The organism is Aeromonas sp. R2-3, from assembly GCF_040908375.1.
In the GTDB taxonomy this organism is placed as follows: Bacteria; Pseudomonadota; Gammaproteobacteria; order Enterobacterales; family Aeromonadaceae; genus Aeromonas; species Aeromonas veronii.
The window spans coordinates 214,832-232,159 of the sequence record NZ_JBFODP010000032.1 but is presented as its reverse complement, the minus strand read 5'-3'; the positions used below and the strand labels follow the sequence as shown (position 1 = coordinate 232,159).

General features: G+C 58.8%; 14 protein-coding genes. All 14 read right to left on the bottom strand.

What is annotated here, in order from left to right; genetic code table 11:
• Position 1: 1 nt before the first annotated feature.
• Positions 2 to 1,246 (bottom strand): response regulator, encoded by a 1,245-nt coding sequence (locus AB5Z02_RS18690; protein ID WP_069527574.1) that lies wholly within the window; start codon positions 1,244 to 1,246, stop codon positions 2 to 4.
• Positions 1,233 to 5,222 (bottom strand): transporter substrate-binding domain-containing protein, encoded by a 3,990-nt coding sequence (locus tag AB5Z02_RS18685; RefSeq protein ID WP_368216656.1) that lies wholly within the window; start codon positions 5,220 to 5,222, stop codon positions 1,233 to 1,235. The genes AB5Z02_RS18690 and AB5Z02_RS18685 overlap by 14 nt, the downstream gene beginning before the upstream one ends.
• 15 nt (positions 5,223 to 5,237) lie before the next feature.
• Positions 5,238 to 5,534: an integration host factor subunit alpha gene (gene ihfA, locus AB5Z02_RS18680; protein WP_005300715.1), complete on the bottom strand. Its 297-nt coding sequence runs from the start codon at positions 5,532 to 5,534 to the stop codon at positions 5,238 to 5,240.
• 3 nt (positions 5,535 to 5,537) lie between these two features.
• On the bottom strand, positions 5,538 to 7,925 hold the full coding sequence (gene pheT, locus AB5Z02_RS18675; protein ID WP_368216655.1) for a phenylalanine--tRNA ligase subunit beta: 2,388 nt from the start codon (positions 7,923 to 7,925) through the stop codon (positions 5,538 to 5,540).
• A 12-nt stretch (positions 7,926 to 7,937) separates the two neighbouring features.
• The gene (pheS, locus tag AB5Z02_RS18670; protein ID WP_005336686.1) at positions 7,938 to 8,921 is read right to left on the bottom strand and encodes a phenylalanine--tRNA ligase subunit alpha; all 984 of its coding nucleotides are present in this window, start codon (positions 8,919 to 8,921) and stop codon (positions 7,938 to 7,940) included.
• A gap of 379 nt (positions 8,922 to 9,300) precedes the next feature.
• Complete coding sequence (gene rplT / locus AB5Z02_RS18665; RefSeq protein WP_005336687.1) at positions 9,301 to 9,657, bottom strand: 50S ribosomal protein L20; 357 nt, start codon at positions 9,655 to 9,657, stop codon at positions 9,301 to 9,303.
• 15 nt (positions 9,658 to 9,672) lie between these two features.
• Entirely contained in the window at positions 9,673 to 9,870 is a 198-nt protein-coding gene (gene rpmI, locus AB5Z02_RS18660) for a 50S ribosomal protein L35 (protein ID WP_005336688.1), read from the bottom strand.
• Positions 9,871 to 9,956: 86 nt separating this feature from the next.
• Positions 9,957 to 10,487 (bottom strand): translation initiation factor IF-3, encoded by a 531-nt coding sequence (infC, locus tag AB5Z02_RS18655; protein WP_196783562.1) that lies wholly within the window; start codon positions 10,485 to 10,487, stop codon positions 9,957 to 9,959.
• Positions 10,488 to 10,508: 21 nt separating this feature from the next.
• Positions 10,509 to 12,437, bottom strand: coding sequence for a threonine--tRNA ligase (thrS, locus tag AB5Z02_RS18650; RefSeq protein ID WP_231720782.1), 1,929 nt, complete (start codon positions 12,435 to 12,437; stop codon positions 10,509 to 10,511).
• A gap of 217 nt (positions 12,438 to 12,654) precedes the next feature.
• A complete protein-coding gene (locus AB5Z02_RS18645; RefSeq protein WP_368216654.1) occupies positions 12,655 to 13,698 on the bottom strand; it encodes a contractile injection system protein, VgrG/Pvc8 family in 1,044 nt (347 codons plus the stop codon).
• A complete protein-coding gene (locus AB5Z02_RS18640; RefSeq protein ID WP_368216653.1) occupies positions 13,689 to 13,901 on the bottom strand; it encodes a tail protein X in 213 nt (70 codons plus the stop codon). Before AB5Z02_RS18640 ends, AB5Z02_RS18645 begins: the two co-directional genes overlap by 10 nt.
• Positions 13,898 to 14,806 (bottom strand): phage tail protein, encoded by a 909-nt coding sequence (locus tag AB5Z02_RS18635; RefSeq protein WP_368216652.1) that lies wholly within the window; start codon positions 14,804 to 14,806, stop codon positions 13,898 to 13,900. The genes AB5Z02_RS18640 and AB5Z02_RS18635 overlap by 4 nt, the downstream gene beginning before the upstream one ends.
• Positions 14,803 to 16,893 (bottom strand): phage tail tape measure protein, encoded by a 2,091-nt coding sequence (locus AB5Z02_RS18630; RefSeq protein ID WP_368216651.1) that lies wholly within the window; start codon positions 16,891 to 16,893, stop codon positions 14,803 to 14,805. Before AB5Z02_RS18630 ends, AB5Z02_RS18635 begins: the two co-directional genes overlap by 4 nt.
• A 123-nt stretch (positions 16,894 to 17,016) precedes the next feature.
• Positions 17,017 to 17,301 (bottom strand): phage tail assembly protein, encoded by a 285-nt coding sequence (locus AB5Z02_RS18625; RefSeq protein WP_368216650.1) that lies wholly within the window; start codon positions 17,299 to 17,301, stop codon positions 17,017 to 17,019.
• Between the last annotated feature and the right edge of the window lie 27 nt (positions 17,302 to 17,328).

Here is a 17,328-nt window from a genome sequence, read left to right as displayed (position 1 = left end):
CTTACCAGCGCCCCGTCATACCGCGCTCTCGCCACACCTCGACGTCGAGCAGGTTGTAAGGATCATCCAGATAGACGGCGATCCCCAGCTCCCGAACCCGGGCCATAAAGCGTCCCAGCAGGGAGTCACCGGTCAAGGACTCCATCTCCGGCAAGATCCCCTGCCCCAGCAGCAAGGCTTGCAGCGGCAAACGCTCCAGCAGATCGAATGGCAGATGCTGGCTGTTATCGAGCAGCAGCGCCAGCTTGCTCCCCGCCAGACTGGCTTGCAGCACCAGCGCGAAGCGATCGGCATTGCCGAGCAGGTGGTCACGACGGTGGATCAGCAGGGTCAGTTCGGCTGGGGTGCGCGACTGCTCCGTCAGCCAATCCTTGAGCGCCTCCCAGCGGCTGGGCAAACCCGTTACCGCCAGCCAGACCGGATGAGGTGTCGCGGGACTGGAGAGCAGCCCAAGCTGACCCTGCACCTCCCCCTGCCACCGGCGAATAGAGCGGCGCTGGCCGCTCAAGCGCTGTTGACGCAGCGGGCCCAGATAGAGTCGGCGCAGCAACCTGAGCAGCTCGTCGCAATCAAGCGGCTTGGCCAGCGCCGCCAGAATATTGAAACCGGCATCGTGCAGCAGGCGGCGGGCACCGTCGATCAGCGTCTGCTCATGGGCCGAGAGCAGCACGATGGGCAGCCCAGCCTCCTGCAACTGGGGCTGGTTCATCAGCAGACTGATGGCATCTTGCTCCACTAGGCTGAGATCGCACACCAGCAGGCTGATGTCGCCCGCCGACAATGCCGCAAGACAGGCCGATTCATCCTGTACCCACTGACAGGAGAGTCCCAACCCGGCGATGGTCTGTTGCAGTTGCATCCCCTGAAACGGGTGATCCTCGAGCAGCAGCACCTTGTTAGCGGCCAGCCAGTTGCACCAGTTACGGTAACTGGCGGCAAGCCCCCCCAGCCAATCCTCGCCAATAGCGTAAATTCCCTCATGCTGCTGCAACTGGGGGAAGTAGTCCGCCTGCTGATGAGCGGCGGGGTCGTAAAGGGCAATGGCACCTGCCGCAAACAACCCTTCCCACTGCCAGCAGGCATCCGGTCGGGTACGGTGCAGCGTGACATAGGAGGGCAATGTCATGGTGCTGGCCAACTCATGGGCGGTGCTGTCGAGGGCATAGAGCACAATGGGGCAAAATCCTGCCGCCTCATGCTCTTCCGAATCGAGCAACGCCAGTAATTCTTCATCAGTGATGATCATCTTGAGCCCTCTTTGAAAACTGCTGGCTGAACTCATCCAGTGCCCGGTTCAATCTGGCTTGCAGCATCGGATGGGGCGCCTGTTGCCACTCTTCAATGACCGCCACCAACGCAGTCGCCCCTACCATTCTGGCGGCCCCCTTCAACTTGTGTAAAGCAGCATTCACGCCAACTTCATCTTCTTCTGTGCTGCAGCGCTCAAGTTCGGCCAAATCATCACGGGTAGCCTTCAGATAAAGGGCGGCCAGTTCATCGGTCAGCAGCGAGGCAACCGGTGTCGGGACGACAGCATTGCTCCCAACTTTGGCAATATGGCGCAGCAAGGTCGCCAGCTCCTTGAGGGCGACCGGCTTGTCCAGATGGCCATCGCAACCGCAGGATTGCAGCTCCCTTGCCGCCTGATCACTGAGATCTGCGGTGATCACATAGACCGGCAGACGGGCCCAACGGGCGGATTGGCGCAATTGCCTGCACAGCTCGGCCCCGTTCATCACCGGCATCTGCAGATCGGTCAGCACAAAATCCACCTCCTGCTGCGCCAGCATCTCCAGCGCCAGCTGCCCGTTGGCGGCAGTGATAACGCTGGCACCAAGTTGGCCCAGTTGCAGGCTGATCAGCTCGCGATTGACATCGTGATCTTCAACCAGCAGTACCCGCATGCCGAGCCCGGGCTGGGTGCCGGCCACCGGTTGATCCGGGGTCAACCGTGGCTGCAACAGAGTGATGATGGTCCCGGGCACCCAGGACTCCCCTTGCCAGGCCCAATAGTAGAGCCCCTTCTCGTCCACCTCCGCTTGCAGCGTATCAACGGCGTTGCTGACGGTGGCGATCCCCAATCGACTAAGCCAGGGCGAGAGCGCTTGCGCCTCATCGTGGGGTAAAGAGAGTGCCAGCTGCCGCACATTGGGCTGCCAGTCCGGCTCCTGCTGCACCCGCTTCAGGGGCAACTCGCAATAGAAGCGGCTACCGCCACCGACGCGCCCCTCCACATCGATAAGCCCCCCCATCTGCTCGACCAGCTGCTTGCAGATCGCCAGACCAAGACCGGTGCCCGGCGCCCGCAGCTGCCCTTCAACGGCAAACTGCTCGAACGGCATAAAGAGCGTGGTGCGCATCTTGGCGGTGATCCCCGGTCCCTGATCATCCACACCAAAGCGCAAGGTCGATGCGACCACCTCGGCCCACAGCACCACTTCCCCACGCAGGCTGAACTTGATGGCATTGGAGAGCAGGTTGTGGAGCACTTGCCGTACCCGGTGAGGGTCGAGAGTCTGCAGGGCTGGCAGAGCCGGATCCAACTTAAGGCGCAGTTGCAATCCCTTGGCCCGCGCCTTGGTCCAGTGCACCGCCGCCACGTGCTCACACAGCTCGGCAAAATCGGTGGGCTGGGGCGAGAGGGAGAGTTTGCTGTTTTCGTTGCGGCTAAAGTCGAGCACATCGTTGAGCAGGCCGAGCAGCTCATCCCCCGCCTGACGCACCCGCGCCAGCGCAGAGTCTTGCTCTCTGGACAAAGGGGTGCTGGCCAGCCACTCCAGCAAGCCGAGCATGGCGTTCATCGGCGTGCGGATCTCGTGGCTGATGGCGGCCAAAAAGCGCCCCTTGGCCAGAACTGCCTGTTGCGCCTGCTCATGGGAGTGCTGCAATGCTTGATCCTGCTCGACCCGGGCAGTGGCATCCTGCATCACCGCATAAATTCGCCACCCCTGCGGTTGACTGCGGCCACGGCCATAGAGCTGCAACCAGCGCAGACCCTTGGTCGGATGGTAATAGCGCATGGTGAACGCGAAGGGTTTGCCAGCCTGCAACATGGCGAACATCTCACGGCTTACCCGACGACGATCCTCGCGCTCCAGCATAATGAGCACCCGTTTGGGCTCACGACGGATCTGCTGACTCGCCAGCCCCAGCAGCTCGTAACAGCCCCGGCTGATAAACTCGATCCCCCCTACCCGTCCCCGCTCGAACATAAACTGCAGCACCACACCAGGAACGGTATTGGTCAGGGCACGCAGGCGGCGCTCTGCCTGACGCAGAAAACGGGCCTGCTCACGCAGCACACTGATATCCGACAGGGCGATAAGATCGGTGGCAGGTGCCTGCTTGTCCAGCCGCAGCGGATGCTGGGCATAGGCGAAGACCTGATCCCCCAGCACCAGCTCCCCTTCACTCTTCTGAGGCTGCACCGGCGGCAACATCAACTGCTGCGAATAACGCAGGGCCAGACGTCGCCCCTGTTTATTGGATTTGATCACCTTGCCCTGGCTGTTGCGCAGATAGACGGGCACCGGCAACGCCTGAAACATGGTTTCCCGCAGCTCGCTCTCGATGGCCAGCGCCTTCTCGGCGGCGTGACGCTGGGCCACTTCCCGTGCCAGTTGCTGGCGGGAACGCCAGATCCCGCCGATGACAATGCCGCTGATCAGCAGTGCCATGGCAATGGAGCCAAACCAGGCGGCGTAGCTCACGCCGGGCTGCTGCACGACGAGCAAGCGGCGCCAGCGCTGGTTAAGTTCGTCAATCTGGGTGCTGGTCAGTGCCATCAGGTTGCGATCCATCACCCCGGCCAGCTCGGTCTGACTCTTGTTGATGGCAAAGCCAAGGCTGAAGCGATCTTCCAGCTCCTCGATATCGAGCCCTTCCAGCAAGTTGGTACGCTGGGGATATTGCAGCTGATATAGCTCGCTCAGCATGGCGTCAGCCTTGCCCTGTTTGATCGCGGCAAGCCCCTGCTCGAGGCCGTCGGTGCGAAGCCACTCCTGATCACCGAGCAGGGCGAGCAAGGAGGGATCGTAGAGGGATTCCGGCACCAGAATACGCTGCCGCTTGAGTTGGGTGATGCGATCGGCAGCCAGTTTGCGCTTGCTGATCAAAGCAAACCGGTTGGTGGAGATCGTCCGACTGAAAATGAACTGATCCGTCAATGCCGGGGATTCCGGCAAGCCGGCCATCATGTCCGCCTCACCACGGCGCAGCTTTTCTACGGCCTCCGCCTTGCTGGCGGCAGGCACCAGCTTGTATTTCAGGCCGGTCTCCTGGGTGACCCAGCGCAGCACATCCGCGCTCCACCCTTTCGCCTCCCCGAGATCATTGACGCCGCTATAGGGCATCAACTCGGGATTGACCACCAGGCGAATGGTGCGACCGCGGCCGGATAACCAAGCCTGCTCGGTATCGCTGAAGTGGGGTTGATTGACGTAGAGCGACCCCTGATCGAGATAACGGGCCAGATCGGTATAGATAGTACCGGCGGGCATATGACGGATCAGGGTGTCCACCAGATTGGCCAACTCAGGCTGATCACGCATCATCAGGCGATAGCTGATGATCCGATCCTCACCAAACAGGCGGCGCAGGCGCAAACCATCGGCAGGAAACTCGCGCATCAGATAGCGCAGTTGCAGATAGTCCCCCAGATAGGCATCACCCTTGCCACTCTGCAGCGCGTCGTAGACCTTCTCTCCGCTTTTTAGGGAAATAATGCGTGCCTGGGGATAGAGCTCGTGCAGCAGGCGGGCAGAGTCTGCCACCGAGTAGACCAGAAAGCGGGCCTGTTTGAGATTTTCACCCTTGTAGAGGATGGCGGCATCGGTCTCCATCATCGGACGGCTTAACCGCATGCCCTCCACGGCCTTCTTGCGGGTTCCGACATAGGGAATGATGTCGCATTCCCCCTCTGCGAGCCCGTTGCGCAATGTCTGCCAATCGGGCAACTCTTTGAGCACCAGCGGAATCGGGAACAGCGCCTGCAACCGGGCGAGGCGATCCTTGAGCAGTCCTCCCTCAGCCATCAGGTATGGTGGAGGAAGCGTCGCAGGATAGCAGAGCGAAAGCTGGCTCAGTGAATTCACATAGGCTTGGGTCGCCGGCGCCAACGGCAGCACTGTGGTCTGCAAAGGCTTGGCGTGCAACGGCAGTGCCAGTACGGCACCCAGAAGAAAAACGGGGAATTTGGTCATCTGAAAACAAAAGCCAGGCATCTGCCTGGCTTTTTATCACTCGTTGGGTTCAACATTTTCTACCCTGGCCTTGAGCTTCTGGCCAGGCCGGAAGGTCACCACACGGCGGGCGCTGATAGGAATATCCTCGCCCGTCTTGGGGTTGCGTCCGGGACGCTGATTCTTCTCACGAAGGTCAAAGTTACCGAAGCCTGAAATCTTGACTTGTTCACCACGCTCAAGCGCCTGTCGGATTTCCTCAAAGAAGGCTTCCACCATATCTTTGGCTTCACGCTTGCTCATCCCGAGCTGGGTGAACAGGTGCTCTGCAATGTCGGCTTTGGTAAGCGCCATAGATCAATCCCTCAAGGATGCATTCAACTCTTCACCAAGGGCCCGCACGACATTGTCTACGGTCTCGGCAATCTCTTTCTCCTCCAGGGTGCGCTGGGTGTCTTGCAATACAAGACTGATGGCCAGGCTCTTCTTGTCCTCTGCCATACCAGCACCCTGGTATACGTCAAACAAGTTTATTCCAACTACCTGATTTCCGCCAACTTTTTTAATTACCGCAAGCACATCACCTGCCAGAACCTGACGATCGACCACGACGGCGATGTCGCGACGGTTCGCCGGGAACTTGGAAACTTCGGCTGCCACAGGCACCTTGGCCGGGGTCAGCTTGTCCAGCTCCAGCTCAAACATCACCGCGCGGCTCTTGAGGCCCAGCTTCTTCTCGAGGCTCGGGTGGATCACGCCGATGTGGCCGATGATCTCGCCATTACGCAGGATGGCTGCGCTCTGGCCCGGGTGCAGGGCGCTGTGCTCGGTGCGCTCGAAGGTAAAGGTGGCCCCTTCGGCGGTCAAATCCAGCACCGCTTCCAGATCCCCTTTCAAATCAAAGAAGTCGGCGGCGCGGGTTTTGATGTCCCAGTGCTCGTCGCTCTGGTTGCCAGTGATGATACCGGCCAGCATCGGCTCCTGACGGATACCGTTCTCGGCGCTTTCATCCTTGATGAAACGCAGACCCTGCTCGAACAGACGCACACGCGGCTGCTGACGATTCTGGTTGTAAACGACGGCCTGCACCAGACCCGGGAACAGAGAGACACGCATGGCGGACATCTCGACCGAGATCGGGTTCGGCAGTACGATGGCATCGCTCTGCGGGAATAGGGTTTGCTGGGTCTTGGGATCGACGAAGCTGTAGGTGATCGCTTCCTGGAAACCGCGGTCAACCAGCAGGTCGCGCACGCGCTTCAGGGTCACCTGCCCTTCTGCCTGCTCCACCATCGCCAAGGAGGCAGCGGGTTTCAGGTTCGGGATGTTGTTGTAGCCGTAGATGCGAGCCACTTCCTCGATGAGGTCTTCCTCGATGGCGATATCGAAACGCCAGGAGGGTGCCAGCGCAGTCCAACCGTCAGCATCCACAGTAACCTGCATGCCAAGGCGAGTCAGGATCTCGACCACCTGAGCATCCGCCACGCTGATACCGATCACCTTGTCGAGCTTGCTGCGACACAGCTTGATGGGTGCCGCTTTCGGCAGATGGGCATCGGATTTGACCTCGATGACCGGACCCGCTTCGCCGCCGCAGATGTCCAGCAGCAGGCGAGTTGCACGGTCCATCACCTTGGCTTGCAGCTCGGGATCCACCCCGCGCTCGAAGCGGTGGGAGGAGTCGGTGTGCAGACCGTAAGCACGAGCACGGCCAGTGATGGAGAGCGGCGCAAAGAAGGCGCACTCCAGCAGGATGTCGGTAGTGGTCTCGGATACACCGGTGCGGTTGCCACCGAAGATACCGGCCATGCAGGCAGGACCTTTGGCATCGGCAATCACCAGGGTGGTCTCTTTGAGCTTCACTTCGTTGCCGTCGAGCAGGGTCATCGGCTCGTCAGCGTGGGCGCGACGTACCACCAGTTCCCCTTCCAGGGTAGCTAGATCGAAGGCGTGCATCGGCTGACCGTATTCCAGCAGCAGGTAGTTGGTGATGTCGACGATGGCGTCGATGGAGCGAATGCCGCCCCGACGCAGCTTCTCTTGCATCCAGAGCGGGCTCTGGGCCTGCAGGTTCAGCCCCTTGATGACGCGCCCCAGATAACGGGGGCAATCAGCTGGTGCTTCAACCCGGATCGGGAAAGTTGCATCAATGGTGGCAACAGCTGGTGCCCAGGTCGGCTCGACCACGTCCACGCTGTTGAGCACGCCGATTTCGCGGGCCAGACCGGCGATACCGAGGCAATCGGCACGGTTCGGAGTCAGATCCACATCGATGGAGACGTCGTTCAGATTGAGGTAGTCGCGAATATCGGTACCGATGGGGGCATCGGCTGGCAGCTCAATGATGCCATCGGCTTCAACATCGATACCCAGCTCGCTGAAAGAGCAGAGCATGCCGTGAGACGGCTGACCGCGCAGCTTGGCTTTCTTGATGGTGAAATCACCCGGCAGGGTCGCCCCTACTTTGGCCACACACACTTTCAGGCCTTGGCGGCAGTTTGGTGCGCCGCAGACGATGTCCAGCAGCTCGGCTTCGCCCACGTTGACCTTGGTCACACGCAGTTTGTCGGCATCCGGATGCTGGGCGCACTCGACCACTTCACCCACAACCACATTGTTGAACTGGCCAGCCACCGCTTCCACGGCATCCACTTCCAGACCGGCCATGGTGATCTGCTCGGCCAGTGCATTGTCACTCAACTCGGTGCGGACCCACTCCATCACCCAGGATTTACTGAATTTCATGTTCTCTCGCCCTTACTTGAACTGCTTGAGGAAGCGCAGGTCGTTTTCGAAGAAGGCACGCAGGTCGTTGACCCCGTAACGCAGCATGGTCAGGCGCTCAACGCCCATGCCGAAGGCAAAGCCCGAGTATTTTTCCGGATCGATGCCGACCGAACGCAGTACGTTCGGGTGAACCATGCCGCAGCCCAGCACTTCCAGCCACTTGCCGTTCTTGCCCATCACGTCCACTTCAGCGCTCGGCTCGGTGAACGGGAAATAGGAAGGACGGAAGCGAATGGTCAGGTCTTCCTCGAAGTAGTTGCGCAGGAAGTCGTGCAGAATGCCCTTCAGCTCGGTAAAGCTGGCATGCTCGTCAACCAGCAGGCCTTCAACCTGATGGAACATCGGGGTGTGGGTCATGTCGTAGTCGTTACGATAGACGCGGCCCGGTGCAATGATGCGGATCGGCGGCTGCTGATGCTCCATGGTGCGGATCTGCACACCGGAAGTGTGGGTACGCAGCATCAGATCAGGATTGAAGTAGAAGGTATCGTGATCGGTACGCGCCGGGTGATGAGCCGGAATGTTCAGCGCATCGAAGTTGTGGAAGCCATCTTCAATCTCGGGACCACGGGCCACCTTGAAGCCCATCTCACCAAACAGGCGCTCGATGCGCTCGATGGTGCGGGTTACCGGGTGCAGACCGCCATTCTCGATGCGGCGGCCCGGCAGGCTGACATCGATGGTCTCGGCAGCCAGCTTCTGGTTCAGCACGGCGACTTCGAGCGCTTCACGACGCTCGTTCAGCGCATCCTGAACCTGCTGTTTAGCCTGGTTGATCACGGCGCCCGCGGCGGGACGCTCTTCGGCAGACAAGGCACCCAGGCCCTTCATCTGCTCGGTAAAAAAGCCCTTTTTACCCAGATATTTGACCCGGATTTCGTCGAGGGTCGCGATATCGCTCACGCCCTCAATTTCGGCTCTGGCTTGGCCGACTACTTCTTCAAGCTGTTGCATGTCTTCCTCGTCACCACTCCCGGTACAGGAGCCTTTAGGCTAAATAAGGTCAAGAGGGGAATAATACAAAAAAAGCCCCTTCGCTGACCATAGCTAAGGTGGGCTTTTCTCCCTACAAATCATTTTGTTATATCAAGCGAGTCTCATCGGTTCACCGCTATTCCTGAAATATTAGAAAAAACATCTAGTTTGTTGGCATATGAAGAATTTGTAGAACAGGTCATCTCGCACATATCGCCTTGTGTGGAGAAAACTGTAGCGCGTGTAAAATAGTGGACAGAATATGGATAGGACAAAGGGAAAAGTAATGTAAAACCGCAAATGACAGATACAAAAAAGGAGGCCTGAGCCTCCTTTTAGCGTTTATAACAGAACTGGATTAAACCAGAGCTGCTTTAGCTTTTTCAACCAGGGCGGTGAAAGCCATTTTGTCGTGAACGGCGATATCGGACAGGATCTTGCGATCGATCTCGATAGAAGCCTTCTTCAGACCGTTGATCAGACGGCTGTAGGACAGACCGTTCTGACGGGCTGCAGCGTTGATACGCGCAATCCACAGCTGACGGAACTGACGCTTTTTCTGGCGACGGTCACGGTAGGCATACTGACCCGCTTTGGTTACCGCTTGTACCGCTACGCGGTAAACACGGGAACGGGCGCCGTAGTAACCTTTGGCGGCTTTCATTACTTTCTTGTGACGAGCTCGAGCAGTCACACCACGTTTAACTCTTGGCATTTTTCACATCCCCCCTTATGCGTACGGCAGACAAGCGACAACACGTTTGTGGTCGGCAGCAGAAACCATGAATTTCGGTCCCAGCTGACGCTTACGCTTGCTGCTCTTCTTGGTCAGGATGTGACGCAGGTGGTTGTGCTTGCACTTGAAGCGACCCGAGCCAGTCTTTTTGAAGCGCTTTGCAGCACCCCGGTTGGTTTTCATCTTCGGCATTTCATACTCCGCATTGTGAGTGACAACAAAATCGCAAGGCGAACCAACTCATGGGGCAGGCCCCATGAGTCAATTTCTTGTGGGCCTTAAGATTTCTTCTTAGGTGCGAGAACCATCACAGCTTGACGGCCTTCGACTTTCGGGAACGACTCGACTACGGCCAACTCTTCCAGATCGTTCTTGACGCGCTCCAGAACCTTGATACCAAGATCCTGGTGGGCCATTTCACGACCACGGAAGCGCAGGGTGACCTTAGCCTTGTCCCCGTCTTCCAGAAAGCGAACCAGGTTGCGTAGTTTTACCTGATAGTCGCCTTCGTCAGTGCCAGGACGGAATTTGATTTCCTTGACCTGGACGACTTTCTGCTTTTTCTTCTGTTCTTTGGTTGTTTTGCTCTTTTCGTAGAGGAATTTGCCGTAATCCATGATCCGGCAAACGGGCGGCTCAGCATTTGGACTGATCTCGACCAGATCAACTCCGGCCTCTGCGGCCAAGTTCAGAGCATCCTGAATGGAGGTGATGCCAATTGCTTCACCATCCAGACCAGTCAGACGAACTTCTTTCAGACGGATCTCTTCATTGATCCGGTGAGCGCGGGCTTGCGGTTGCTTGCCCAGTTTTTTTCCGCCTTTTATAGCTTATTCCTCCACTTTCTTTTGTCCGCGGGTCTGAACTTCCTGGGTCAACAGAGCGATGAACTCTTCAACAGGATAAGTGCCCAGGTCAGCCCCTTTACGAGTCCGTACTGCAATCTTACCGGCTTCAACTTCTTTATCGCCGCAGACCAGCATGAAAGGTACTCGCTTCAAAGTATGCTCGCGGATTTTAAAGCCAATCTTCTCATTTCTCAAGTCCGCTTTTGCGCGAAGGCCCGCTTCATTCAATGCTTTGGCTACTTTCACCGCATAATCGGCCTGATTGTCCGTGATATTCATGACCACAGCCTGAGTCGGTGCCAACCAGGTCGGGAACAGACCGGCGTACTCTTCAGTCAGAATACCGATGAAGCGCTCGATAGAACCCAGGATGGCCCGGTGGATCATCACAGGTACGTGGCGATCGTTGTTTTCGCCCACATAAGTGGCACCCAGACGACCAGGCAGGGCAAAGTCGAGTTGCACGGTACCACATTGCCACGCACGATCAAGGCAATCGTGCAGGGTAAATTCAATTTTGGGACCGTAGAACGCCCCTTCACCCGGCTGCAGATCGTACTTCAGACCGTTGAGCTCCAGCGCTTCGGCCAGGGCTTTCTCGGCGCGATCCCACATCTCGTCGGAGCCGATACGCTGCTCGGGACGAGTGGAGAGCTTGACCACGATGTTCTCGAAGCCAAAGGTACCGTAGACGTCATAGACCATACGAATACAGCCGGAGACCTCTTCCATGATCTGCTCTTCGGTACAGAAGATGTGAGCGTCATCCTGAGTGAAACCGCGCACCCGCATCAGACCGTGCAGGGAACCAGACGGCTCGTTGCGGTGGCAGGAACCAAACTCGGCCATACGCAGCGGCAAATCACGGTAGGACTTCAGACCCTGGTTGAAGATCTGGACGTGACCCGGGCAGTTCATCGGCTTGATGGCGTACTCGCGATTTTCGGACTGGGTGGTGAACATGGCCTGGGCATACTTCTCCCAGTGACCTGAACGCTCCCACAGGACACGGTCCATCATGAACGGACCTTTCACTTCCTGATAGTCGTACTCTTTGAGCTTGCCGCGGATAAAGGTTTCCAGCTCACGGAAGATGGTCCAGCCATCGTTGTGCCAGAACACCATACCGGGTGCTTCTTCCTGCATGTGATACAGGTCGAGCTGCTTGCCGATCTTGCGGTGGTCACGCTTGGCGGCCTCTTCCAGGCGCTGCAGATAGGCCTTGAGCTGCTTCTTGTCAGCCCAGGCGGTACCGTAGATACGCTGCAGCATCTTGTTGTTGGAGTCGCCACGCCAGTAGGCGCCGGACATCTTCAGCAACTTGAAGTGGTGGCAGTGACGCATGTTGGGCACGTGCGGGCCGCGACACATGTCGATGTACTCTTCGTGATGATAGAGACCTGGCTGGTCATCACGGGCAATGTTCTGATCCAGGATTTCGACTTTGTAAGACTCGCCGCGCGCCTCGAATACATCGCGCGCTTCTTGCCAGGAGACTTTCTTCTTGATGACGTCGTAATCCTTGGCTACCAGCGCCAGCATGCGCTCTTCCAGGGCAGCCAGATCTTCATCGGTCAGGGTACGGTCAAGATCAACGTCATAGTAGAAGCCGTTGTCGATGACAGGACCGATGGCCATCTTGGTCTGGGGCCAGAGTTGCTTGATAGCATGACCCAGCAAGTGGGCGCAGGAGTGGCGCAGGATGTCCAGACCTTCTTCGTCTTTGGCGGTGATGATGGCCAGCGCAGCATCGGCTTCGATCAGCTCGCACGCATCTACCAGTTCACCGTTTACCCGACCGGCAATGCACGCCTTGGCGAGACCGGGACCGATGTCCGCAGCCACATCCATGACGGAAACAGAGTGGGCAAATTGACGTTGGCTGCCGTCAGGCAGAGTAATGATTGGCATTATGTGTTTCCTTATACAGTGGTGACCCCTACCAAAGGCCACATGTAAGAGCGATAATTCCGTTGATTTCAAGCTCATCGCGCTAGTGTTTCACCATCAACCAAACGGTTAGTACACTGCGTGATACACACTTTGTTTTGTGTGTCGTGCTGTAAATCTCGGGATCCGGCGGGGATTGTATCAAATGTCACCTATCGGGCAAGCGGCATAGGTCGCATTATCCGACCTCTACCTCTGGCACATCTCCACTGTTCGGCTTCTCTGCCTCGATGTCGCAGGTGTAGCCGCCAGTGCAGTCGAGCGAATGGGTGACGCGGGAGATCAGCCATTGGCTGTCTATGTCTGGCCGGAATCCTGTGGTGGTCAGCGGCGCTTCTGCCAGATAGCCTGGGTCGCCGACTGCTGACAGTGCCAGCGTCTCCTGTGCCCGCTCCCTGCGCGACAGCTCGGCGCGGGCGGCGGCCAAGGCCATCTCTTCGGTCGGGTAGTATTGGCGCAGGCGGCGCACTGGCTCCCCCTGCCCCACCTTGACCTCGTTGCGCTTGGAGTTCTTCACCGCATGCCAGTAGGCGACCACCATCCCGGCTGTTTCCCGCTTCGACTTCACCAGTCGGTAACTCGAACAGTCTCCGGCGGTGATGGTCACAGGTGGCAGCGGCTTGCCACTTACCGAGCGGGACTCCCCTCGCTTGGATAGGATCAGCTTGCCAGCAGCAGGCTTGATGATGGCGTCATAGCGCTTGGCCATGCGCACCAGCAGGTTGATATCTGACTCGTCTGATTGATCGGTGTGGGGCAGCGCAATGGCGGCCAGTGACGGCGCCACAGCCGCCTCCATGCCGTGCTCGGTGGCGATGGTCTTTACCATGTCACCCAGTGTGGTGCCCTTCTTCCAGCTGCGGTTTTTCTGGGTCTGCAGGTTGGTCTTGCCGCCCTTGCTCTTGTCGTAGGTGGCGGCGCGGGCTCTGATGATCAGCTGAGACGGCCAGCCGGCCAGCTCGGCCTCGTCGAACACAAACAGCCCCATGTACTGGTTTACCCCGTCATAGCCGAGATAGAGCTCAAGCTCAGCCCCTTCTGGCGGGATCAGCAACGGCTTGTCAGGATCGGAGTCGTCCAGGGTGATATCCAGCATGTCCGATTCCAGCCCTACCGCATCGGTCAGGGTCAGGCTGACAAAGTGCTCGCTGATCTGGGCGGTGATGTCGGCCTTGTTGGCGATGATCTGCCATGTCGGTGCGATGCGGTCTGTCAGCTCCACAGCCTGACTCCCTGCTCCTGCTGTTGCGGGGCGATGTCAGGCATGTTGACCAGCACACCGGCTGGCAGAACAGGGCCGAGATCGGCAATGCCGGGGTTGGCATCGAGCAGTTGCTCGACCACCCGCCCCTCGAGCGTTTCATAAAACTTCCACGCTATGTAGTCCAGGGTGTCGCCGTCACTGGTGCGATAGGTCTGCATCATGCCCCCAGCGTCTGGTTGAAGTTGGATGTTTCGGCGTGCACCCGGGTTGATTCAACGGCCGACCGGCTGCACGAGCTGGTGCAGCTGCGAACTGCGGTGATCGCCTCCGGATCGGTGGTGGTCATGGTGCTGGATAGCAAGGTGGCCGCGCCGGAGGCCACAGCCCCGGCATTGGATGCCGCCGAGGCCGCCGACATCACGTCATAGATGGCGGATTGCACGTTCTCCAGCGAGTTCAGGTTTTTGCTGGCCTCCTTGAGGTTGCTCACATGACTTTGCAGATCCCGGGCGGTGCGGATGCTGTTTTGCACCGTGGCAATGACCGGCCCCACCGCATTGCCGATCTCGGCGGATTTGGCCTGCACCGCATCGAGGGCGCTGGTCATCGAGCTGATCGCCGATCCGACCGTGGCAATAGCCCCATCTGAGAAGCTGCCAAGGCCTGAGCTGGCAGTGGTACCAGTGGCCAGCTTGCCGAGCGCGTCGATCTGGTTGGTTGCTGAATCGGGGAATCGCTTGAGCGCAACTGTAAATTCCTGCTTGCGCGGGGCACCGGCGGCGGCAAAGGTGCCCTGCTTCTCTTCCAGGCTCTCGATCACCCATCGCCCCATCATCTGCCCTGCCCCACCCACCAGATTGAGCGGCTGGCCGCCGCCGGCGAGCTGGCGCATCTTGTCGAGCTGACCGCCGCCGCCCTTGTAATCCGGATAGATGACGCCCACCAGCGAGATCGCCTCGCTGGCAGGGCCGGTGTATTGCAGGTTTGGCTGCTTGCCGAAGCGATCTTGTGATGCCCAGCGGTATTCGCTGCGGCGGGTCAGCTCCTGATAGGCGGCGGTGCTGATGCTGAACTGGAAGGCCCCGAGCTGCATCATTACGCTGGGGCCAAGGGAAAGGCCGATCATTGGGCGATCACTCCGTCTGTCATCATGCTGCGCTGGCGGACAGCGCGCATGCGCTCCTGCTCAGCCACAATGCGCTTGGCCAGCGCCTGCTGGCTTTCGCCTGGTAACTGGGTTACCTGCACGGTAGTTTGGCTGTTGTCCTGATAGGTGTTGCCACGGCTGCGGCTTGAGGCGATAGCTGGCAACGGCAAGTTGCTCGGCAGGCTGGCTGGTTTGCTCTGGGATTTATTATCGCCAAAGCCAAAAAACTCCTTGGTAGACGCCCATGCGCTGCCAACGCCACCAGTGACCGCGTCCTTGGTGTCATTCCACTTCTGCTTAACGCTGTCGATCATGCCTCCTATCTTGACCACGGCTGTCTCGAACTTGGCAACAATGTCATCCCACAGCGCAGTGAACCACGGCTTAAGCTTGTCCCAGTTTTCGTAAATCAGGTATGCCGCACCGGCAATGGCTGTGATAGCCAGGCCGATCGGGTTCATCAACAGGGCTCGTCCTATCCAGATGATCCCTTTTCCGGCAAACATGAAGGCCCTGCCCAGCAGTGTTGGGCCTGCGGCGGCGGAAGCGGTTGATGCACCAGCAACAGCAGCGCCAGCGGATACGCGATAAAACAGGCCGACCGTGGACAAGGCCGCCCCTTTGACAAAGGTAAAGGCATAGCCAAGCGCAAGGCCGCCCACTTTCAAGCTGGTCAGCGCCACCACAGTGCCAACGATCGCCTTGGTCACCTTGGGGTTCTCTCTGGCGAAATCGGCCACCACATTCACCAGCGGGGAGATCGCCTTGAAGGTGTCATTGATAGCTGGCAGCAGCACAGACCCGAGATTGACCGCCACCTCTGAGGTGCGGTTCTTCATCAGCGTCCACTGGGCGTTGGTGGTCTGCAGGCGGGCGGCGAACTCGCGCGACATGCTGCCTTTGGCCGCTTCGCTATTGGCAAGAGCCAGCTGGCGGCGCCACTCTTCGGTGTTGTTGGCGAGTTTAGCTAGGGTGTCGGAGTGCTCAAGGCCCACCAGCTCGACCATGACGCCAAGCTGTTTCTCTTTCGGCAGCTTACCGATCGCGGCCAGCACCTTCATCATGGTGCCGGTGGCGTCTTGCTGCATGCCCTTCTGAACGGACGCGGAAGAGATACCCAACTCTTTCAGGGCTGACTTGAAATTCTTGGTTCCCTTATCGGCGGCGGCAAACTTCTGGAACATCGCATTGGCTGCGGTGCCTGCCGTTTCAGTGCGCTCGCCAAGGGTGAGCAGGGTCGAGCCGAGGGCGGCCATTTCTTGCCCTGTCACCTTGACGGCAGAGGCCACGCCACCGGTGCGGGTAAGAAACTCGATGATATCGCCGCCTTTGCTGATGGCGTTATCGTCCAGGTAGTTGATGGAGTCGGCCAGTTCACCGATCGCCGGGATCGGGATCTTGAACAGACCGGCAATCTTGCCCATGTTGTCGGCAAGCTCGCCAGCTGGCAGCTCGAAGGCGTCTGCCATCATGGCCGAGGTGCGGGTGAAGTCAATCAGCTGGTCGCGCGCAACACCCATGCGGGAACCTGCGGTGACCATGTCTGCGATTTCGTTGGTGGCGAGCGGGATCTCGCGGCCGAGCTGCTGGATCTGCTTGCCCATCTCGTAATAGACAGAGGTGAGCTTGCCGCTTGAGTCGCGGGCGCCGTCAACCTGCTTGGCAACCCCAAGCATGGCCGTTTCAAATCTGGCGGCCATGACCACCGGGGAGGCGACTGTGGCGCCAAGTGCGACGGTATCAAGGATTTGGCCGCGGTAGTTCTCGCGGGCGTCAAGGTTGGCCTTCTGCGCCTGCTGTACCTGATTAAGGCGTTGCTGCGCGGCGCGCATCTTGTCGATCTGCTGGGTGAGCTGGGCGTAACGCGCGCGCATACCATCCACATTGCGGCCTTGCTTGCCGAATGTCTGGATTGACTGAGACAGGAGCTTTTGCTGCCGTTCGGCATTGCGAATGGCGGAGCCAACCTCGGCGACTCCGCCCTTTACCGAACCAAATGCAGATTTGAGACTGGAGGCAACCGCCCCGCCAATGGTGATGGTTGCCGAGAGTTTTTTATTAGCCATCGTCTTTGGGCAGCCCCTTTATCCACCAGATAAACCGTGACGTGCGCAGGGCGCTGATTTCCGCCAGTGACCAGCCTGTATGCGAGGCCAGTGCTAACACCCCTTGGCGGATGTAGTCAGGTGCTAGTCGAGAAAAGCGGTGTAAGCCCGCTGCAGGCGGCCATAGTCTCGCATCGGCAGCTTACGGATATCGTCCGGTGCCAGCCCGCACAGGTTGGCAAAGGCGGTGATCTCGCGGGTTGCATCACTGCCGGTCATCTGGGTGGTGATCTCTTGATCGCCCACGGTCGGCTCGCGCATGCGCAGCACGGCCACTTTGGTGCCGCCAATGCTTGCCGGGCGTGACAGGGTGATATCGGCGCTGCCGTCATCGTTGAATTTCAGGTATTCAGGGAGTTTGTTTTCCATGGTCTCACCGGTTTTAATGGATGAGCC

Coding starts and splice junctions, on each gene's coding strand:
- AB5Z02_RS18690 (WP_069527574.1), bottom strand. CDS start 1,246: ATGATCATCACTGATGAAGAATTACTGGCGTTGCTCGATTCGGAAGAG.
- AB5Z02_RS18685 (WP_368216656.1), bottom strand. CDS start 5,222: ATGCCTGGCTTTTGTTTTCAGATGACCAAATTCCCCGTTTTTCTTCTG.
- ihfA (WP_005300715.1), bottom strand. CDS start 5,534: ATGGCGCTTACCAAAGCCGACATTGCAGAGCACCTGTTCACCCAGCTC.
- pheT (WP_368216655.1), bottom strand. CDS start 7,925: ATGAAATTCAGTAAATCCTGGGTGATGGAGTGGGTCCGCACCGAGTTG.
- pheS (WP_005336686.1), bottom strand. CDS start 8,921: ATGCAACAGCTTGAAGAAGTAGTCGGCCAAGCCAGAGCCGAAATTGAG.
- rplT (WP_005336687.1), bottom strand. CDS start 9,657: ATGCCAAGAGTTAAACGTGGTGTGACTGCTCGAGCTCGTCACAAGAAA.
- rpmI (WP_005336688.1), bottom strand. CDS start 9,870: ATGCCGAAGATGAAAACCAACCGGGGTGCTGCAAAGCGCTTCAAAAAG.
- thrS (WP_231720782.1), bottom strand. CDS start 12,437: ATGCCAATCATTACTCTGCCTGACGGCAGCCAACGTCAATTTGCCCAC.
- AB5Z02_RS18640 (WP_368216653.1), bottom strand. CDS start 13,901: ATGATGCAGACCTATCGCACCAGTGACGGCGACACCCTGGACTACATA.
- AB5Z02_RS18635 (WP_368216652.1), bottom strand. CDS start 14,806: ATGATCGGCCTTTCCCTTGGCCCCAGCGTAATGATGCAGCTCGGGGCC.
- AB5Z02_RS18630 (WP_368216651.1), bottom strand. CDS start 16,893: ATGGCTAATAAAAAACTCTCGGCAACCATCACCATTGGCGGGGCGGTT.
- AB5Z02_RS18625 (WP_368216650.1), bottom strand. CDS start 17,301: ATGGAAAACAAACTCCCTGAATACCTGAAATTCAACGATGACGGCAGC.